At 44.6% G+C, this 16874-nt stretch carries 13 protein-coding genes; 7 read left to right on the top strand and 6 right to left on the bottom strand.

Going from position 1 to position 16874, the window contains the following annotated elements:
- The 5 genes from GD630_RS06955 (at nucleotide 1) to GD630_RS06935 (ending at nucleotide 6096) form a co-directional block, all read left to right on the top strand.
- Complete coding sequence (locus GD630_RS06955; RefSeq protein ID WP_143865832.1) at nucleotides 1-561, top strand: F0F1 ATP synthase subunit delta; 561 nt, start codon at nucleotides 1-3, stop codon at nucleotides 559-561.
- Nucleotides 561-2144, top strand: coding sequence for a F0F1 ATP synthase subunit alpha (gene atpA / locus GD630_RS06950; RefSeq protein WP_007755263.1), 1584 nt, complete (start codon nucleotides 561-563; stop codon nucleotides 2142-2144). The genes GD630_RS06955 and atpA overlap by 1 nt, the downstream gene beginning before the upstream one ends.
- 101 nt (nucleotides 2145-2245) lie before the next feature.
- Nucleotides 2246-3166, top strand: coding sequence for a F0F1 ATP synthase subunit gamma (locus tag GD630_RS06945; protein WP_143865834.1), 921 nt, complete (start codon nucleotides 2246-2248; stop codon nucleotides 3164-3166).
- A 510-nt stretch (nucleotides 3167-3676) separates the two neighbouring features.
- Nucleotides 3677-3886 carry a hypothetical protein gene (locus GD630_RS06940; protein WP_143865835.1) on the top strand — a complete coding sequence of 70 codons (210 nt, stop codon included), beginning with the start codon at nucleotides 3677-3679 and terminating at the stop codon, nucleotides 3884-3886.
- A gap of 29 nt (nucleotides 3887-3915) precedes the next feature.
- Entirely contained in the window at nucleotides 3916-6096 is a 2181-nt protein-coding gene (locus tag GD630_RS06935) for an HRDC domain-containing protein (protein ID WP_143865837.1), read from the top strand.
- Nucleotides 6097-6195: 99 nt separating this feature from the next.
- Here the strand turns inward: GD630_RS06935 and GD630_RS06930 are convergent, their stop codons facing one another.
- Entirely contained in the window at nucleotides 6196-7350 is a 1155-nt protein-coding gene (locus GD630_RS06930; protein WP_143865839.1) for an acyltransferase family protein, read from the bottom strand.
- Between the two features lie 172 nt (nucleotides 7351-7522).
- On the opposite strand from GD630_RS06930, the gene GD630_RS06925 reads away from it, so the two are divergent.
- Nucleotides 7523-8338 carry an AraC family transcriptional regulator gene (locus GD630_RS06925; RefSeq protein WP_143865841.1) on the top strand — a complete coding sequence of 272 codons (816 nt, stop codon included), beginning with the start codon at nucleotides 7523-7525 and terminating at the stop codon, nucleotides 8336-8338.
- A gap of 248 nt (nucleotides 8339-8586) precedes the next feature.
- Here GD630_RS06925 and GD630_RS06920 read toward each other — a convergent pair whose 3' ends face one another.
- The 3 genes from GD630_RS06920 to aspT form a co-directional block, all read right to left on the bottom strand.
- Nucleotides 8587-9123 (bottom strand): occludin, encoded by a 537-nt coding sequence (locus GD630_RS06920; RefSeq protein ID WP_143865843.1) that lies wholly within the window; start codon nucleotides 9121-9123, stop codon nucleotides 8587-8589.
- 153 nt (nucleotides 9124-9276) lie between these two features.
- Complete coding sequence (gene aspD, locus GD630_RS06915) at nucleotides 9277-10911, bottom strand: aspartate 4-decarboxylase (RefSeq protein WP_143865844.1); 1635 nt, start codon at nucleotides 10909-10911, stop codon at nucleotides 9277-9279.
- 61 nt (nucleotides 10912-10972) lie between these two features.
- Nucleotides 10973-12667: an aspartate-alanine antiporter gene (gene aspT / locus GD630_RS06910; RefSeq protein ID WP_143865846.1), complete on the bottom strand. Its 1695-nt coding sequence runs from the start codon at nucleotides 12665-12667 to the stop codon at nucleotides 10973-10975.
- 116 nt (nucleotides 12668-12783) lie between these two features.
- On the opposite strand from aspT, the gene GD630_RS06905 reads away from it, so the two are divergent.
- Nucleotides 12784-14451 (top strand): formate--tetrahydrofolate ligase, encoded by a 1668-nt coding sequence (locus GD630_RS06905; RefSeq protein ID WP_143865848.1) that lies wholly within the window; start codon nucleotides 12784-12786, stop codon nucleotides 14449-14451.
- A 220-nt stretch (nucleotides 14452-14671) separates the two neighbouring features.
- On the opposite strand, the gene glyA is transcribed toward GD630_RS06905, so the two are convergent.
- Both glyA and GD630_RS06895 read right to left on the bottom strand, forming a co-directional pair.
- A complete protein-coding gene (gene glyA, locus GD630_RS06900) occupies nucleotides 14672-15952 on the bottom strand; it encodes a serine hydroxymethyltransferase (protein WP_007755307.1) in 1281 nt (426 codons plus the stop codon).
- A gap of 182 nt (nucleotides 15953-16134) precedes the next feature.
- Complete coding sequence (locus GD630_RS06895) at nucleotides 16135-16872, bottom strand: porin family protein (RefSeq protein ID WP_143865850.1); 738 nt, start codon at nucleotides 16870-16872, stop codon at nucleotides 16135-16137.
- Nucleotides 16873-16874: the final 2 nt, after the last annotated feature.

The following is a 16874-nucleotide window of genomic DNA, read 5'->3' as shown; positions in this document are numbered from 1 at the left end:
ATGGAAGTCGGAATACTCTCAATGCGTTATGCAAAAGCGATGATCGAATACGTGCAGGAAAAAGGAGTGGAAGACAGGGTATATCAGGAATTCCTCACTCTGTCCCACAGCTTTTGTGCACAACCCGGACTGCGTGAGGCACTTGATAATCCGGTCATTGCGACTAAGGAGAAATTAGCGTTGGTTTGTACGGCTGCCGATGGTGAAGGTACATCAACCAGAGAGTTTATCCGTTTTATCACTTTGGTATTAAAAAACAGGCGTGAAGGTTATCTGCAATTTATCAGCCTGATGTACCTGGACCTGTACCGGAAGTTGAAACATATCGGAGTCGGAAAACTGATTACGGCTGTTGACGTTGATAAAACGACATCGGATCGGATTCGTTCTGCGGCAGCGCATATCCTGCATGCGCAGATGGAGTTGGAAACGGTAGTAGACCCGTCCATTGAGGGTGGATTTATTTTCGATATCAACGATTACCGTTTGGATGCGAGCGTTGCTACGCAGTTAAAGCGAGTGAAACAACAATTTATTGATAAGAATAGGAGAATTGTATAATGTCTGAAAATATAAGAGTAAGCGAAGTATCCGATATATTGCGCAAGCAGCTCGAAGGGATTAATGCCAATGTGCAGCTTGACGAAATCGGTACGGTGCTTCAGGTGAGCGACGGTGTAGTCCGTATCTATGGACTGCGGAACGCCGAAGCGAATGAATTGCTGGAGTTCGACAATGGTATCAAAGCAATCGTGATGAATCTCGAAGAGGACAACGTGGGTGCTGTACTACTGGGTCCGACGGACAGAATCAAAGAAGGGTTTATTGTGAAACGTACGAAACGCATCGCCTCCATTCGTGTAGGCGAGGGGATGTTGGGACGTGTCATCGACCCGTTGGGTGAACCGCTCGACGGCAAAGGGCTGGTTGGCGGTGAACTTTATGATATGCCGTTGGAACGGAAAGCTCCGGGAGTAATTTACCGTCAGCCTGTCAATCAGCCATTACAGACCGGATTGAAGGCAGTTGATGCCATGATTCCTATCGGGCGTGGTCAACGTGAGTTGATTATCGGTGACCGTCAGACGGGAAAGACGGCTATTGCGATTGATGCGATCATCAATCAGCGTAGCAATTTTCTGGCAGGTGACCCTGTATACTGCATCTATGTGGCAATCGGGCAGAAAGGTTCTACAGTCGCTTCTATCGTAAATACACTTCGTGAGAATGGAGCGTTGGACTATACGATTGTAGTAGCCGCTACAGCCGGCGACCCGGCCGCGCTACAATACTATGCGCCATTTGCGGGTGCAGCCATAGGTGAGTATTTCCGTGATACCGGCCGTCATGCGCTGGTTGTGTATGATGACCTTTCCAAGCAGGCGGTAGCTTATCGTGAGGTATCTCTGATTCTCCGCCGTCCGTCGGGACGTGAAGCGTATCCGGGTGACATCTTCTATCTGCATTCCCGTTTGTTGGAACGTGCGGCGAAGATTATCAGTCAGGAAGAAGTGGCGCGCGAAATGAATGACTTGCCGGACAGCTTGAAGGATATAGTCAAAGGAGGAGGTTCCCTTACCGCATTGCCTATCATCGAGACACAGGCAGGAGACGTTTCGGCCTATATCCCGACGAATGTGATTTCCATCACTGACGGACAGATCTTCCTCGAAACCGATCTCTTTAATCAGGGTGTCCGTCCGGCTATCAATGTGGGTATCTCCGTATCTCGTGTAGGTGGTAACGCACAGATTAAGGCCATGAAGAAGGTAGCCGGAACATTGAAGATTGACCAAGCCCAATATCGTGAGCTGGAAGCTTTCTCTAAGTTCAGCAGTGATATGGATCCGATTACCGCCTTGACGATCGATAAGGGACGTAAGAACGCCCAACTTTTGATTCAACCTCAATACAGCCCAATGCCCGTAGAACAGCAGATTGCTATTCTCTATTGCGGTACGCACGGACTTCTTCATGATGTCCCATTGGATAAGGTACAGGACTTTGAACGTAGCTTCATCGAATCTCTGCAACTGAATCACCAGCAGGATGTGTTGGATGTCTTAAAGACAGGCGTTATCGACGATAGTGTAACCAATGCCATCGAGGAAACCGCCGCTATGGTTGCCAAACAATACTTATAGAAATATAGAATAAAGAATGAAGAATTCTTATTATTAACTATTTGACTATACTGCATAGTAAATTCTTCATTCTTAATTTTTCATTCTTAATTTAAAAAGTTATGGCTTCACTGAAAGAAGTAAAAACCAGAATAAATTCGGTAAAGAGTACCCGAAAGATCACTTCAGCAATGAAGATGGTGGCTTCTGCCAAATTACATAAGGCACAAGGAGCCATTGAGAATATGTTGCCTTATCAGAAGAAGTTGAACAAGATTCTGACTAACTTTCTGAGTGCGGACCTTCCTATCGAATCTCCCTACGTGAAGGAGCGCGAAGTGAAGCGTGTGGCAATTGTCGCCTTCTCTTCGAATACGTCTCTCTGTGGTGCTTTCAATGCCAATGTGATAAAAATGTTATTGCAAACGGTAGGTGAATATCGCACTCTCGGGCAAGACAATATCTTGATATTTCCAATAGGCAAGAAAGTAGATGAAGCTGTAAAACGCATGGGATTCCAACCGCAGGAAACTTCGCCCACCTTATCTGACAAACCGACTTATCAGGAAGCCGCCGACTTGGCTCATCGTCTGATGGGGATGTTTGTATCCGGCGAAATAGACCGTGTGGAAATTATCTATCATCATTTTAAGTCTATGGGTACGCAAATCCTCCTTCGTGAAACGTATCTTCCCATCGATCTGACACATATCATAGATGAAGAAGAACAAAAGGAGCAGATGAATGAGGAGCAAAAGGACAAAGGGGAGGCGGAAAGACGTGAAGTCGCCAACGACTACATCATCGAACCCAACGCCGAAGAACTGATTGCCAATCTAATCCCCACTGTATTAAGCCAGAAACTATTTACAGCAGCCGTTGACTCGAACACATCGGAACACGCTGCTCGTACGTTAGCTATGCAGGTAGCTACGGATAATGCGAACGAGCTGATTCAGGATTTGACGAAGCAATATAACAAGAGTCGCCAGCAGGCTATTACAAATGAGCTGTTGGATATTGTGGGGGGCTCTATGAAATAATACTCTTATTCTTTCTTTTGCCTTGAAGCAAAAGAAAGAACCAAAGAAAAATTCAAGGCTTACTTTTTTCTCCTACTCGCTTCCTTCACTCCGCTAAAGGGCAGAAACTCGCTTCGCTCAAACAGTCTGCCCTTCTTAACGCTTCGTTACGGGCACTCGCTTAACGGAGAAAAAAGTAGGCCGGAGAAACCATTCGGCATATAGTCCATTCGGTATATAGTCCATTCGGCGTGTAGTCCTTTTGGTATATGACCTTTTCGGTACGTAATCCTTTCTGTATGTAATTCATTCAGAGTGTAATCCATTCAGTATTACAGTTCAGCATATAATTCATTTAATAACAGCCCATTCAGTGTGTACACCACTCAACATATAACCCATTTCGCATATTCCATTCGTTCTGTGAATCTTTATAGCGTGTTTCTGTCTTGTGGTCAGTACAGCGGATGGACCGCACGCCGAAAGAGCTACATACCGAATGAACCATATACCGAAAGGACCCTATGCCGAATGGACTACATACCGAATGGTTTCTCCGGCCTCGTTTTTCTGGCGTTAAGCGCAGGTGTTTTCTTCGGCGTTAAGAAGGGCAGACTGTTTGAGCGAAGCGAGTTTCTGCCCTTTAGCCGGAGAGAACACCGGAGTAGCCAGAAAAGCGCAGCCTTGATTCTTTCTTTTTGGTTCTTTTTCTTTCGTATCAAGACGAAAGAAAAAGAATAATAGTTACCTTTGTTGAAAATTTGAATCCCATGGAAAATAATCCCGAACTGCAACTAGCGTGGCAGTTCATTGAAAATACAGGCACACATTTATTTCTTACCGGAAAGGCCGGAACCGGAAAAACTACATTTCTGAGAAGATTGAAGGAACAGAGTCCTAAACGTATGGTTATCTTGGCGCCGACAGGTATTGCCGCTATCAATGCGGGAGGAGTTACCATTCATTCTTTTTTCCAGTTATCTTTTGCACCTTTTGTTCCGGAGACCACGTTCAACTCTTCCCAGACACACTATCGTTTCAGTAAAGAAAAGCGGAATATCATTCGTAGCATGGACTTGCTGGTCATAGATGAGATCAGTATGGTACGTGCCGATTTGTTGGATGCGATAGATTCGGCTCTGCGGAGATACCGGGATAGGGAAAAGCCTTTCGGTGGAGTCCAATTGCTGATGATTGGAGATTTGCAGCAGTTAGCCCCTGTGGTGAAAGAGAATGAATGGGAAATGTTGAAGAACTATTATGAAACCCCTTACTTCTTTGCCAGCCGTGCTTTGCGTGAGACGGTATATATGACAATTGAACTGAAAACAGTCTATCGTCAGAGTGATACCTTTTTTCTTTCCTTGTTGAATAAGATACGTGAGAATCAGGCGGACGATGAAGTATTGAATGAGTTGAACCGTCGGTATCAGCCGGGCTTTCGTCCTCGCAAGGAAGAAGGCTACATCCGTCTGACAACGCATAATTATCAGGCACAGAAGGTGAACGATAATGAATTGGCCTCTCTGCCCGGGCAGACTTATAGTTTTCGTGCAGAGATAGACGGAACTTTTCCGGAATATTTATATCCGGCAGACGAAGTTCTCACCATAAAAGCGGGGGCACAGATTATGTTCCTTAAAAATGATCCCTCGTCGGAAAAGCGTTATTACAATGGCATGATTGGAGAAGTGGCAGCCGTTAATGATGCGGGGATGATTGTGCGGGGAAAAGATAATGGAAATGAATTTCAGTTATTGCCGGAAGAGTGGGGCAATTATAAATATGTGCTGAATGAAGAAACGAAAGAAATCACCGAAGAGATAGAAGGAACCTTCCGTCAGTATCCTATCCGGTTAGCTTGGGCTATTACGATACATAAGAGTCAGGGACTGACGTTTGAGCGTGCCATTATTGATGCGCGCAATTCCTTTGCGCATGGGCAGACCTACGTAGCCTTAAGCCGTTGCAAAACTTTGGAAGGCATGGTGCTGGAATCCCCTCTGCGCAGAGAAGCTATCATCAGTGATAGTACAGTAGATAACTTCACCAAAGAAGTAGAAAGAAACAAACCGGGCAACCGGCAGTTACACGATATGCAGAAGGCCTATTTCTTTGATTTACTGAGTGATTTATTCAACTTCTATTCGCTCGACCAAGCTTATAAGCGGCTGCTTCGCCTGATAGATGAAGACCTCTATAAACTTTATCCGAAACAACTTGCCGAGTATAAAGAATTGGCTCCTCACATCAAAGAAAAGATAGTGGAAGTGTCCCAACGTTTCCGTAATCAATATACCCGATTGATAAATGGGAGCGATGATTATGCGGCGGACCAGGGATTGCAGGAGCGGGTTCGTTCCGGTGCAGGATACTTTCGTAAGGAACTCGAACCTGTACGCGCGTTGTTTGAAAAGACGAATATGCCCCTCGATAATAAAGAACTTAGGAAGCAGTTGAATGAACGCCTGCAAGCGTTGGACGATGCGTTGTGGATTAAGGAATCTTTATTGGAAGCGATGATGGGGCAACCCTTTACTGTTACGGGATATTTGAAGTTAAAAGCTAAAGTGACGTTAAGCCTTGAAGACGATTCTTCTTCCGGTTCTTCACCCAAAGCTCCGAAAGAGAAGAGAGAACGGAAAGGACGTAAAGAACGTACACGTAGTTCTTCGAAAGCAAAGGTTGAGGTTCCTACAGATATTCTGTACCCGGAGCTTTACCGTACCTTGTCCGAATGGAGAGCGGCAAAAGCACGCGAAGTAAGTCTCCCGGCTTATATCATAATGCAGCAGAAAGCCCTGATGGGGATTGTAAACTTGTTGCCCGATACTCCGGAAGCTTTGGAGGCCATACCCTATTTCGGTGCGAAGGGAGTACAGAAATACGGGCTTGAAATCTTGGGGATTATTCGCAAGTTTGTGAAAGAAAACAAGGTAGAGCGTCGATAACTCAAGTATAAAAATCCTGTATGAATAAAAAATAAACTGCCTATTGTTGATTTGCATCGGATGACAATAGACAGTTTATATTTGAGAGGGTGATTTTAATTATTTCATTAACCAATGTTTCTTTAGCCACTCGCGAACAGGTATATCATAAAGTTTAAGACTGGCGTACGCTAAACCTATGGAGAGGATGAAGGTAGAAACGCTAAGGCAAATAACTGTGCCTAGAGGAGCATCCGGATGGCTGTTTGCCCAAGCTATTTGCATATAGACCAATGGGAAGTGCGTAATATAGAGCGGATATGAAATTTCTCCGAGAAAAGTACAGATAGCTACAGATCTTTTCCCTTTTATATCACTTCCTGCTCCTATGGCTACAATCAATGGACAAATGGCAAGAATGCAGAATGCCTCGTAAGCTCCATTCATCCACATATTTTCCTGGCCGCCAAGACGGGGCATAGCCAACATTACAATAATAAGTATCGAACACCACCAGAATCCTCTTTTGATTTTGATAAGTTTGTTGATTCGGGACAATAATAGTCCCATGAAGAATGGGTAAAGTAACCGACTGATACCTATATATATTTGTGCGGGAGTAATACTCCATCCTCCTATGACTGTGTAGGCTGCATTTCTATTGGCAGAGAATATATTGAATACATCCAAATTCATTGTCAGGTCGATTGTCAGGAATCCGGTTCCTATCACAAAGATAGTCAGGAGTGTTTTGGAAAAATGCCGGATGAACAGTGCATAGAGAATATTTGCGATATATTCCAATGTTAACGACCACGTAGGGCCATTCAATGGGTTTGTTTCTTCCCATCCCCGTATATCCCATGATGTAACTGCCGGAATCATGGTGCAACTCAAAAGAAATAGCAGGAGCAATTTCCACCAAGGTGTTTCACTTATAGACGGGAATGCGGAACAATCACCGAAATAGAATAATAAAGCTCCGATTAATGTACCCATTATTACCATTGGATGAAGGCGTACGAGCCGGCGTTTGAAGAAGTCTTTTAACGTCATTCTGGTCCATCGGTCATCATAAGCATAACCGATAACAAACCCGGAGAGAACAAAAAAGAAATCGACAGCCAGATAACCGTGATTCAATATCTGATGTAAAGGGTCGTGAGAGTAAGTCTCGAAAAGATGATAAGCCACTACCATCATTGAAGCTACACCCCGCAATCCGTCTAAAATTTCATATCGCGGTTTGGAGGCCAGATAATCATTGTGTTGCATAAAGAATAAAAAGTTTTTCTTGTGGTGGTATTACATATTTTATATTAAAGACGGGGCAAAATTACGCCGTAATATGATATAACATTTGCCTTATTGTTTATTAGAATTGTCTTATATTTGCATTTTAGATATAAAAAGAATAATAACGCCTTGTTTTTTTAATATAGTTCAAATGTCACAGACTGAAAACCATTCATACACTTTTGATTGTGTCCATCTTGCGCCCGACGAACAGATCGGTTCGCATCAACATTCTACTTGGGAATTATCTTATGTGATAACCGGTGCCGGAATGCGGACAATAGGAGATATGACAGAACCTTTTAGCAATGGGGAAGTCGTACTTGTACCACCGGGAATATCACATTGCTGGTATTTTGATAACAAAGTTACGGATACCGAAGGTAAAATAGAAAATATTACTTTACTCTTAGATAACACGTTTCTGAATAATTGTGCTGCTTTGGGTAGTGAATTGAGTGAATATGCGGATCGTTTTAAGAAAAATACGAGCGCAGTCAAGTTTACGAAAGAGAAATCCGGTGCGATTATTGGCATATTGAAGAAGATGTGTGGAGAAAATGCTGCAGAGCGTATCGCATCCATTATAAAACTTATTATTTTGATTGGGGAAAGCGGGGGAATGAAGGCTGTCGGTAAATCACAAAAAACTGATAAGGAGAAAGAACGGATGCAACAGATTCAAACATATGTTGTATGTAATGCAAAACGGAATATAACCCTTGATGATGTGGCGCGGCATATAGGAATGAATCGGACATCCTTTTGTATTTTCTTCAAGAGAACAACAGGGCAGACCTTTGTCACATATCTGAATGAACATCGGATAAGACTGGCATGCCAACTTCTAAGACAGAAAAAAATGTCTGTTTCTGAAATCTGCTATGCTGTAGGATTTAATGATGTGCCTTATTTTAATCGTGTATTTAAACGTTGTAATGGGGTTACTCCGAGAAAATATAAATAATGGTAAGTATTATATGAAACGTACAGATATAAAAAAAGGAGCAACGCCTTGCTCCAACCTTTGTTAACCTTAAATCTAATACTATGAAAAACACATTGCAAAGGTACGTACTTTTGTGATATCTGCAAATAATCCAAGAAAAAAAGTATGTTTCATAACATAGATTAAGATTTTGATATTCCAATACCCCTTTTATTAAACACTTTTTTAGTTGGAGATTCTAATATCATCGGGCGAATATCCGGTAATTAGTAGGGGACATTGCGCCCCTGTTGCACTTCAATTCGTATTCCGAAATTACCATTGGCTGATTTTAGTTCGAATGCTCCCCGAAAATTATTCTTTTCCCAAGGCATAGCGCTTCGATTGGGAACCCTCCATCCGTCTTTATCATAATCTCCGTATGTATTGATTTGCATTCCGTTTCTCAGTTTGAAAGATCCCATCTGCATAAACTGCGGTGAAGAGGAAAATCCCCAATTGTATCCGTATCCGAAGCCGGAATATGAAGGAGAGAAGGTGTCTGTGAATCCTTGAGAATAGATAGCATCCGTATTCATGCGGAATAGCTGATTATAGTCCTTGGTTACATTCGGTATACTCAGATATATTTTGGGAAGTTGGGGGGCAGTGATATTCATTATCCCCATATCCAGCAAGAAACCGCCGAACTCTTTTATATTAGCTGACGGGGCACGGCGGATACTGTCGGAAGGTATTTCCGATTGTGCGGATGCGACCCCGGCAGATAATATCAGCGAAAGAAATAGAATCAGTTTTTTCATCTTTGTACAGGTTAATTCATCACAAAGATAGAAAATTTCAGTCTGACTATCTATGAAACAAGCGCAGATTAACGCAGATTTACGCAAAGATTAAATATTATCTGAGATAATTTGCGTTCATCTGTGTTCATCTGCGCTCTAGGAGTTATCTATTTACGACTGCCATACTTTGGCATACTCGTCCAGCACCCGTTTGATACTTTTCCCGATTTTCACATAATCGGCCTCATTCAGATTGGCAAGCGATACACGGACACTCCATTTGGGGCCGGCAAATCCACCGCCATTCAGCAGTACGAGTGAAGTCTCATTGGCGAGACGGAACACCACATCCAGCGGATTATATGTCTTTTGCAGATAAGCGACGAAATCATCCCCATAAAATTTCTTCGCCCACACCAGCATATCGATTTCCGAATAATAACCGGCGCGCAGCGGATCCTCCACCAGTGTAAATCCGGTATTGTCCCATAATGCGTGCAAACGGCGATGGATGATATCCTGCATCTTGATCTTGTAGCGGTCCTCTTTATCCAGAAGAGCGAAAAGAGAGAACAAGCTCATCTGCATTTGCTGAGGGAGAGAGAGACCTGCCGTATGATTCAAAGCGATCTGGCGGCTGTCAGCTACCATACGGTCGATAAACTTCATCTTCTCCGGATGTAGGTCAAGGCTCGAATAACGTTTGTTCAATATTTCTTTCTGCTCCTCCGACAGGCGGGCAATCATTTTGTCGTAGATATTGTCTTCGTGTAAGGCGATCACTGCATTTCTCCATCCCGTAGTTCCGAAATATTTGGAGAAAGAATAGACGCAAAGCGTATTATGTGGCAATTCAGCCATCAATGAACGGAAGTGAGGGATAAATGTCCCGTACACGTCATCCGTAATAATCATCAGATTCGGATTGTCATTCTTTACAATGTTGACAATGCGTGCCGCAGTCTCAGCGCTCAGTGCGTAGCTGGGCGGGTTACTCGGATTGGTGATGAATAAAGCCTTGATTTTCGGGTTCTTTAACTTGTCTATATCCTCATCCTTGTATTGCCAGGTGTGCAGCCCGTCAGCCGTCATCTGGTCGGCGGAAATTTCAGTGACCTCAAATTGGTAACGTCGTAATTGCGGAATCTCAATATAAGGAGTAAACACCGGAATCATCAATGCAATGGCGTCCCCCTGGTTCAATAGGAAATTCTCTTGCAGTGAATCGAACAGATAACACATGGCTGCCGTTCCCCCTTCAGTGGCGAACAGGTCGAAAGTTCCTTTCGGCGGGCGGCGGTCGCACATCTCCTGCGCCAGATAATCCTGTACGATTAGTTCCGTAAAATGCAGAATACGGTCGGGCACGGGATATTGGTCACCGATTACAGCTTCCGCCCATTCATGAACGAGCGTGTCCGGGTCGGCTGCGTGCTCCATCAACATATAGTTATATCCCTTTTTCAGCAGGTCGGCTCCCGGTGTCTTTTCGTTATCTTTCAAGAAAGCTTCGAAACGTGCGGCTATTCCTGTTTTCTGCGGGATACCCGCTATCCCTTCTTCCGACGAGAATACACGGCGGCATTCGCAAAGACCGAATTGTCCTAACAGGAAAAACGCCTCACGGGGTTCGGTAGCAATCCAGTTCGGATTTCCTCTACCGGCATTTAGCATGGTGTGCGCCATTTTCTTGATACTTTCATCCGCCATTTCGATAAGCTTGTTTTTAAGTTCGAAAGGGCTGATGGTTTCCATCTTTTTAGCATAGCTTTTAGTGATAGCCGGGCTATTGTCTTTTTTCTCCATAATGAAATTTATATTTGTTAGACTAGTAAATAATTTGTCTGAAACAGTAAGTACTGCCGGTTTACATCAGCAGTACGATGATCACTCCCCAGATAATCAGCAGCGTATTGCCTACGGCATATGTCACGGTATATCCCAAAGCCGGAGTATCGCTTTCCACTGCATCCTGAATGGCTCCCAGTGCAGCGGTTGTCGTTCGTGCTCCCGCCGTGCAACCCAAAGATAGGGCAGGGTGGAACTTGAACAGATATTTTGCCATCAGTAATCCGCTGATCAATGGAATAGCCGTAGCCAGTGCACCGACAATAAACAGGCTGAAACCTACATCCTTGAATCCGGCTACAAAGCTGGGACCGGCGGCAATGCCCACCACTGCGATAAACATATTCAGTCCTACGTTATTCAATACCCATAACGAAGGTTCGGGGATACCGCCGAAAGTAGGGTGTTTACTGCGCAGCCAGCCGAATACAAGCCCTGCGATTAATGCGCCTCCACTGGTGGATAGACTGATGGGGATACCTCCCAGATGAATGGAAAGAGCTCCGATAAGGCCACCGACCAAGATTCCCAGTCCTACGAAAATCATGTCGGTCTGATTGGTCGGCCGGTCTACATATCCCATTTGTTTGGCGGCGGCTTCCACTTCGTGCTTCATGCCCGTAAGTTCGAGGATATCTCCCGAATCGACTACGGTCTGAGCGAGCACCGGCACGTTGATACCTGCACGCTTGATACTACGGATGCTGACACCGTGCATGAACTTCTGTGATCTGATCGTAGCGACTTTCTCTCCTGCGAAAGTGCGGTGAGTAACCATTACCGGGAGAGTCTCCGCCGGGAAATCGAGCAATTGGGCGTCAATCACTTCCGGACCGATCCAATCTTCTTCACCAATCACAAATTCACGTCGCCCGCTTAGAACGACTTCATCCTCCGGTCGGAGCATCAGATCCGGACTGACCTCTTTTACAATTCCCCGTTGGCGGACCCGCTCTACAAACAGCCGTTTATCTTTTTCCGCCAGATACGTTTCCAGCTCGCTTACCTTTTTCCCTTTTCCGAACCATTCGTTGGTAATTTTATAAGCGCGGAATACAACCGGGCGGAGTGCGGGTGAGAATCCCGGTTCGTCTACTTCCGATGTTCCCATTTGCACTTCCAATGCTTTGCAGTCTGCTTTCACCTTATCCAGCCCTCCTAATATTTTCGGACCGAGAGAAGCCAGAAGCCAGGCCGATCCCGCCGTACCGAAGATATAAGTCACGGCGTATGCTACCGGAATGGCATTGATATACGTAGCTTTCTGTGCTTCGCTGATACCCAACTGATTAATGGTATCACTCGCCACACCGATAACGGCTGAGATTGTTTGTGATCCTGCCAGTAATCCGGCGGCTTCTCCTACGTGATATCCCATGATTTTGGCAAGTATCCACGGGGCTACCAGGCTGACGATACACATCAATACGGCGAATCCTACCTGTGGCAAACCGTCTTTTTTCAATCCCCGAAAGAACTGCGGCCCTACCTTATAGCCAACGGCGAATAAAAATAACAGAAAAAATACGGCCTTCATCGGACCGTCTACGGTGATGTTCAGTTGTCCTACCAATACTCCGACTAGCAGAACACTGGTCACTGTACCTAGAGAGAACTTCCCTATTTTGAGCCTGCCCAACCAGAATCCCGCAAAAAGCGTGAGAAAGATAGCAAGCTCAGGGTGTACCCTTAGTTGATTAATAATCCATTCCATAATTAAGTTGTTGTTTAGGTTATGCTACATACAACAGTTATTATGTGGAAAGAGTTTTGTAGCTTTACATAGATTTGTTACTTTTGCATTTTCAACTAAAACTAATCATATTCTGTATGAAATCAGACATAGAAATAGCTCGCAGCATTGAGCTGAAGAAAGTGAAGCAGGTTGCCGAAAGTATCGGAATCCCTCGTGATGAAGTGGAAAATTACGGTCGCTACATTGCAAAGATACCCGAACAGTTGATTGATGAAGAGAAGGTAAAGAAAAGCAATCTTATACTGGTGACTGCCATTACAGCTACAAAAGCGGGTATCGGCAAAACTACCGTGTCTATCGGTCTTGCATTGGGACTTAATAAAATAGGGAAGAAGGCGATTGTCGCCCTGCGTGAGCCGTCTCTCGGTCCGTGCTTCGGAATGAAAGGGGGAGCTGCCGGAGGAGGATATGCCCAAGTGCTCCCGATGGATAAGATCAATCTTCATTTTACCGGAGACTTTCATGCCATCACTTCGGCTCATAACATGATTTCTGCTTTGTTGGATAACTACCTCTATCAGAATCAGGCAAAAGGTTTCGGGCTCAAAGAAATACTCTGGCGCCGGGTGTTGGATGTGAACGATCGTTCGTTGCGCAGCATTGTCGTGGGGCTCGGTCCGAAGTCAAACGGTATCACCCAAGAGTCCGGGTTTGATATTACACCGGCTTCGGAGATTATGGCTATTCTGTGTCTTGCTCAAGATGTGAATGATTTGCGTCGCCGTATCGAAAATATCCTGCTCGGATTCACTTACGATGACCGGCCTTTTACAGTCAAAGACTTGGGAGTGGCGGGTGCTATTACCGTATTACTGAAAGATGCCATCCATCCTAACCTGGTGCAGACGACCGAAGGAACTGCCGCTTTCGTGCATGGCGGTCCGTTTGCGAATATCGCTCATGGTTGCAACTCCATTCTGGCCACCAAATTAGCGATGACTTTCGGTGACTATGTGATTACGGAAGCAGGGTTCGGTGCCGATCTTGGTGCGGAGAAGTTCTACAATATCAAGTGTCGCAAGAGCGGACTCCAGCCGCGTCTCACTGTTATTGTCGCTACGGCGCAGGGATTGAAGATGCACGGAGGTGTCAGTCTCGACCGCATTAAGGAGCCGAATATGGATGGACTGAAAGAAGGGTTGCGCAATCTGGATAAACACGTACGCAATCTTCGCTCGTTCGGTCAGACGGTTGTCGTAGCTTTCAATAAGTTCGCATCCGACACGGAAGAAGAGATGGAACTGCTGCGTGAGCACTGTGAACAGTTAGGAGTGGGCTTTGCCATCAATAATGCGTTCAGTGAAGGAGGAGAGGGAGCAGTGGATATGGCGCGTCTGGTGGTGGATATGATTGAAAACAATCCTTCTGAACCATTGACCTTTACGTATAAGGAGGAAGATAGTATACAGCAGAAGATCGAAAAAGTGGCTACCCATATTTATGGGGCCAGTGTGATCACGTACAGCAGTATCGCACGCAACCGTATCAAACTGATCGAGAAGATGGGAATCACTCATTATCCGGTTTGTATTGCAAAGACTCAGTATTCGTTCTCCGCCGATCCGAAAATATATGGTGCGGTGAATAACTTCGAGTTCCACATCAAAGATATAGTTATCAATAACGGAGCGGAAATGATTGTAGCCATTGCCGGAGAAATCCTTCGTATGCCGGGACTGCCCAAAGAACCGCAGGCATTGCATATTGATATTGTCGATGGAGAAATAGAAGGACTTAGTTAGTGATTAACGGGCTGAGTAATTATTGACATTAAAGTAAATCCCCGTCTTTCCCGATAATAACTCGAGTGCGGAAAGACGGGGATGATTGTATATAGAGGGGGGAGAAAAGAAAAACGAATTCGGGTGTGGATGGTTCGGAGAAGAACGTTAATAAATAAAAAAAGAGTTTGCCCTTTCATAAAGGACAAACTCTGAATATTATAATATGAAAAGTTCTGATTTAGTATGCGAAAAGAGGATATTTCTTCATCGTTTCGTTCACACGTGCACGGACTTGTGCGATCACCTCTTCATTTTCTACGTTAGACAAAACAGTCTCGATCATTTCAGCAATTTCAAGCATTAAGTCTTCTTTAGCACCACGAGTCGTGATAGCAGGAGTACCCAAACGGATACCGGAAGTCTGGAATGCGGAACGGCTGTCGAACGGAACCATATTCTTGTTAACGGTAATGTCGGCAGAAACCAATGCCTTTTCCGCTACTTTACCTGTCAAATCAGGATATTTGCTACGCAGGTCTACCAGCATGGAGTGATTGTCCGTACCGCCGGAAACAATTGTAAAGCCACGATCGATCAAAGCCTGTGCAAGTACGGCAGCGTTCTTCTGTACCTGTTTTGCATATTCCTTGAACTCAGGTTGCAGGATTTCACCGAAAGCTACTGCTTTGGCAGCAATGACGTGTTCCAATGGTCCGCCCTGAATACCCGGGAAAACGGCAGAATCCAGCAATTGAGACATCATCTTGATTTCTCCCTTCGGAGTTTTTTTACCCCACGGGTTAGGGAAATCTTTACCCATCATGATAACACCGCCGCGAGGTCCGCGAAGTGTCTTATGTGTAGTCGAAGTGACAATGTGTGCATATTTAACCGGATTTTCAAGTATTCCGGCAGCAATCAGACCGGCAGGGTGTGCCATATCGATCATCAGGATAGCGCCTACTTTGTCAGCGATTTCGCGCATACGCTTGTAGTCCCATTCGCGAGAGTAAGCGGAACCGCCACCGATAATCATTTTCGGTTTCTCACGTAAAGCGACTTCTTCCATCTGGTCGTAGTCAACGCGTCCTGTTTCTTTATTCAGATTATATTCGCAAGGAGTATAGATGATACCGGAAGTATTCACCAATGAACCATGAGAGAGATGTCCGCCGTGAGCTAAGTTCAGTCCCATGAATTTGTCACCCGGATTCAGTACAGCCAGGAAAACTGCTGCATTGGCCTGTGCTCCGGAGTGCGGCTGTACGTTTGCCCATTCAGCACCGAAAATCTCTTTCAAGCGGTCGATAGCGATTTGCTCGCTCTGGTCTACTACTTCACAGCCTCCGTAATAGCGTTTGCCCGGATAACCTTCTGCGTACTTGTTGGTCAGGCAAGAACCCATTGCCTGCATTACCTGGTCGCTCACGAAATTTTCTGATGCAATCAGCTCAATACCTTTTAGCTGACGTTGATGCTCTTTTTCGATAATATCGAAAATTAAGTCGTCTCTTTTCATTCTTTTATAAAGTAAGATTAAATTTTTAATTCGAGATACCTATTTTTAAGCACGCAAAGTTAATGAAAACAAAGGATAATTGACAATTGATAATTAACAATTGACAATTTTTAAACATTAGGCGGATTTGCGTTGGCATTCGTCAATCAAAAGTCTTGATTCTTTTGTCAATTCTCCATTGTTTAGAGGATGAATCCGAGCGAAAAGCTCAGCGCACTGTCGCGGCGACGGAAAGTAATGTTGCTCACGCCCGTGCTGCCGTCGGAATTGATATTGTCATAAACAATCGACTTGGATATGTTTCCCACTCCTTGCTCATAGCGGAAATCAAAGAAGATGCGCGAAATATTGACCCCTACACCGATCACCACGCTGACATTGAACGGATAAAGTTCTTCGTGAATCCCTTTTTGGTCGAAGTTGCGGAAAGTGATTTCATTATGTTTCCCCCATAAATAACGAAGTTTGGGCCCTGCGAAAATAGACATCCCGTAAGGTCCTTTTTTCACAACATTATAACCGTATAGAATAGGGAAATCGATACTGTGCAATACAGATTGTACGGATGCATAATCCGGTTCGATAGCAGGGTGTTGTGAACCCAGCTTATCGAAGCTGATCTCACATTTGGTCACATTATAGGATACTTCCGGCTGGATGAAATGTTTCTTCATGTTGATGCGCATGAAGAGGGCGCCAAAATAACCGATTTTATAATTATTCTGCACCTCATCGATAGTCACATCTTTGATTTTTAGTTTGGACACCAGGAACATGGAAGAGTTGAATCCGGCCTTAATACCAAAGTTTATTTTCTTGGTATTGGGACGGTCCACCTTCTCTGCGTTGTAGTTCTGACCGAAAGCCATACAGCCTACGGTCAGCAAACCTAAAAGGAAAATTGTACGCAGCATATTCATGG

Source organism: Bacteroides zhangwenhongii (genome assembly GCF_009193325.2).
Lineage (GTDB): Bacteria > Bacteroidota > Bacteroidia > Bacteroidales > Bacteroidaceae > Bacteroides > Bacteroides zhangwenhongii.
The sequence above is the reverse complement of the archived record's forward strand: the minus strand, read 5'-3'. Positions and strand labels throughout refer to the sequence as shown.

Coding starts and splice junctions, on each gene's coding strand:
- aspD (WP_143865844.1), bottom strand. CDS start 10,911: ATGGAGAAAAAAGACAATAGCCCGGCTATCACTAAAAGCTATGCTAAA.
- glyA (WP_007755307.1), bottom strand. CDS start 15,952: ATGAAAAGAGACGACTTAATTTTCGATATTATCGAAAAAGAGCATCAA.
- atpA (WP_007755263.1), top strand. CDS start 561: ATGTCTGAAAATATAAGAGTAAGCGAAGTATCCGATATATTGCGCAAG.
- GD630_RS06940 (WP_143865835.1), top strand. CDS start 3,677: ATGGACTACATACCGAATGGTTTCTCCGGCCTCGTTTTTCTGGCGTTA.
- GD630_RS06895 (WP_143865850.1), bottom strand. CDS start 16,872: ATGAATATGCTGCGTACAATTTTCCTTTTAGGTTTGCTGACCGTAGGC.
- GD630_RS06920 (WP_143865843.1), bottom strand. CDS start 9,123: ATGAAAAAACTGATTCTATTTCTTTCGCTGATATTATCTGCCGGGGTC.
- GD630_RS06925 (WP_143865841.1), top strand. CDS start 7,523: ATGTCACAGACTGAAAACCATTCATACACTTTTGATTGTGTCCATCTT.
- GD630_RS06930 (WP_143865839.1), bottom strand. CDS start 7,350: ATGCAACACAATGATTATCTGGCCTCCAAACCGCGATATGAAATTTTA.
- GD630_RS06955 (WP_143865832.1), top strand. CDS start 1: ATGGAAGTCGGAATACTCTCAATGCGTTATGCAAAAGCGATGATCGAA.
- aspT (WP_143865846.1), bottom strand. CDS start 12,667: ATGGAATGGATTATTAATCAACTAAGGGTACACCCTGAGCTTGCTATC.
- GD630_RS06935 (WP_143865837.1), top strand. CDS start 3,916: ATGGAAAATAATCCCGAACTGCAACTAGCGTGGCAGTTCATTGAAAAT.
- GD630_RS06945 (WP_143865834.1), top strand. CDS start 2,246: ATGGCTTCACTGAAAGAAGTAAAAACCAGAATAAATTCGGTAAAGAGT.
- GD630_RS06905 (WP_143865848.1), top strand. CDS start 12,784: ATGAAATCAGACATAGAAATAGCTCGCAGCATTGAGCTGAAGAAAGTG.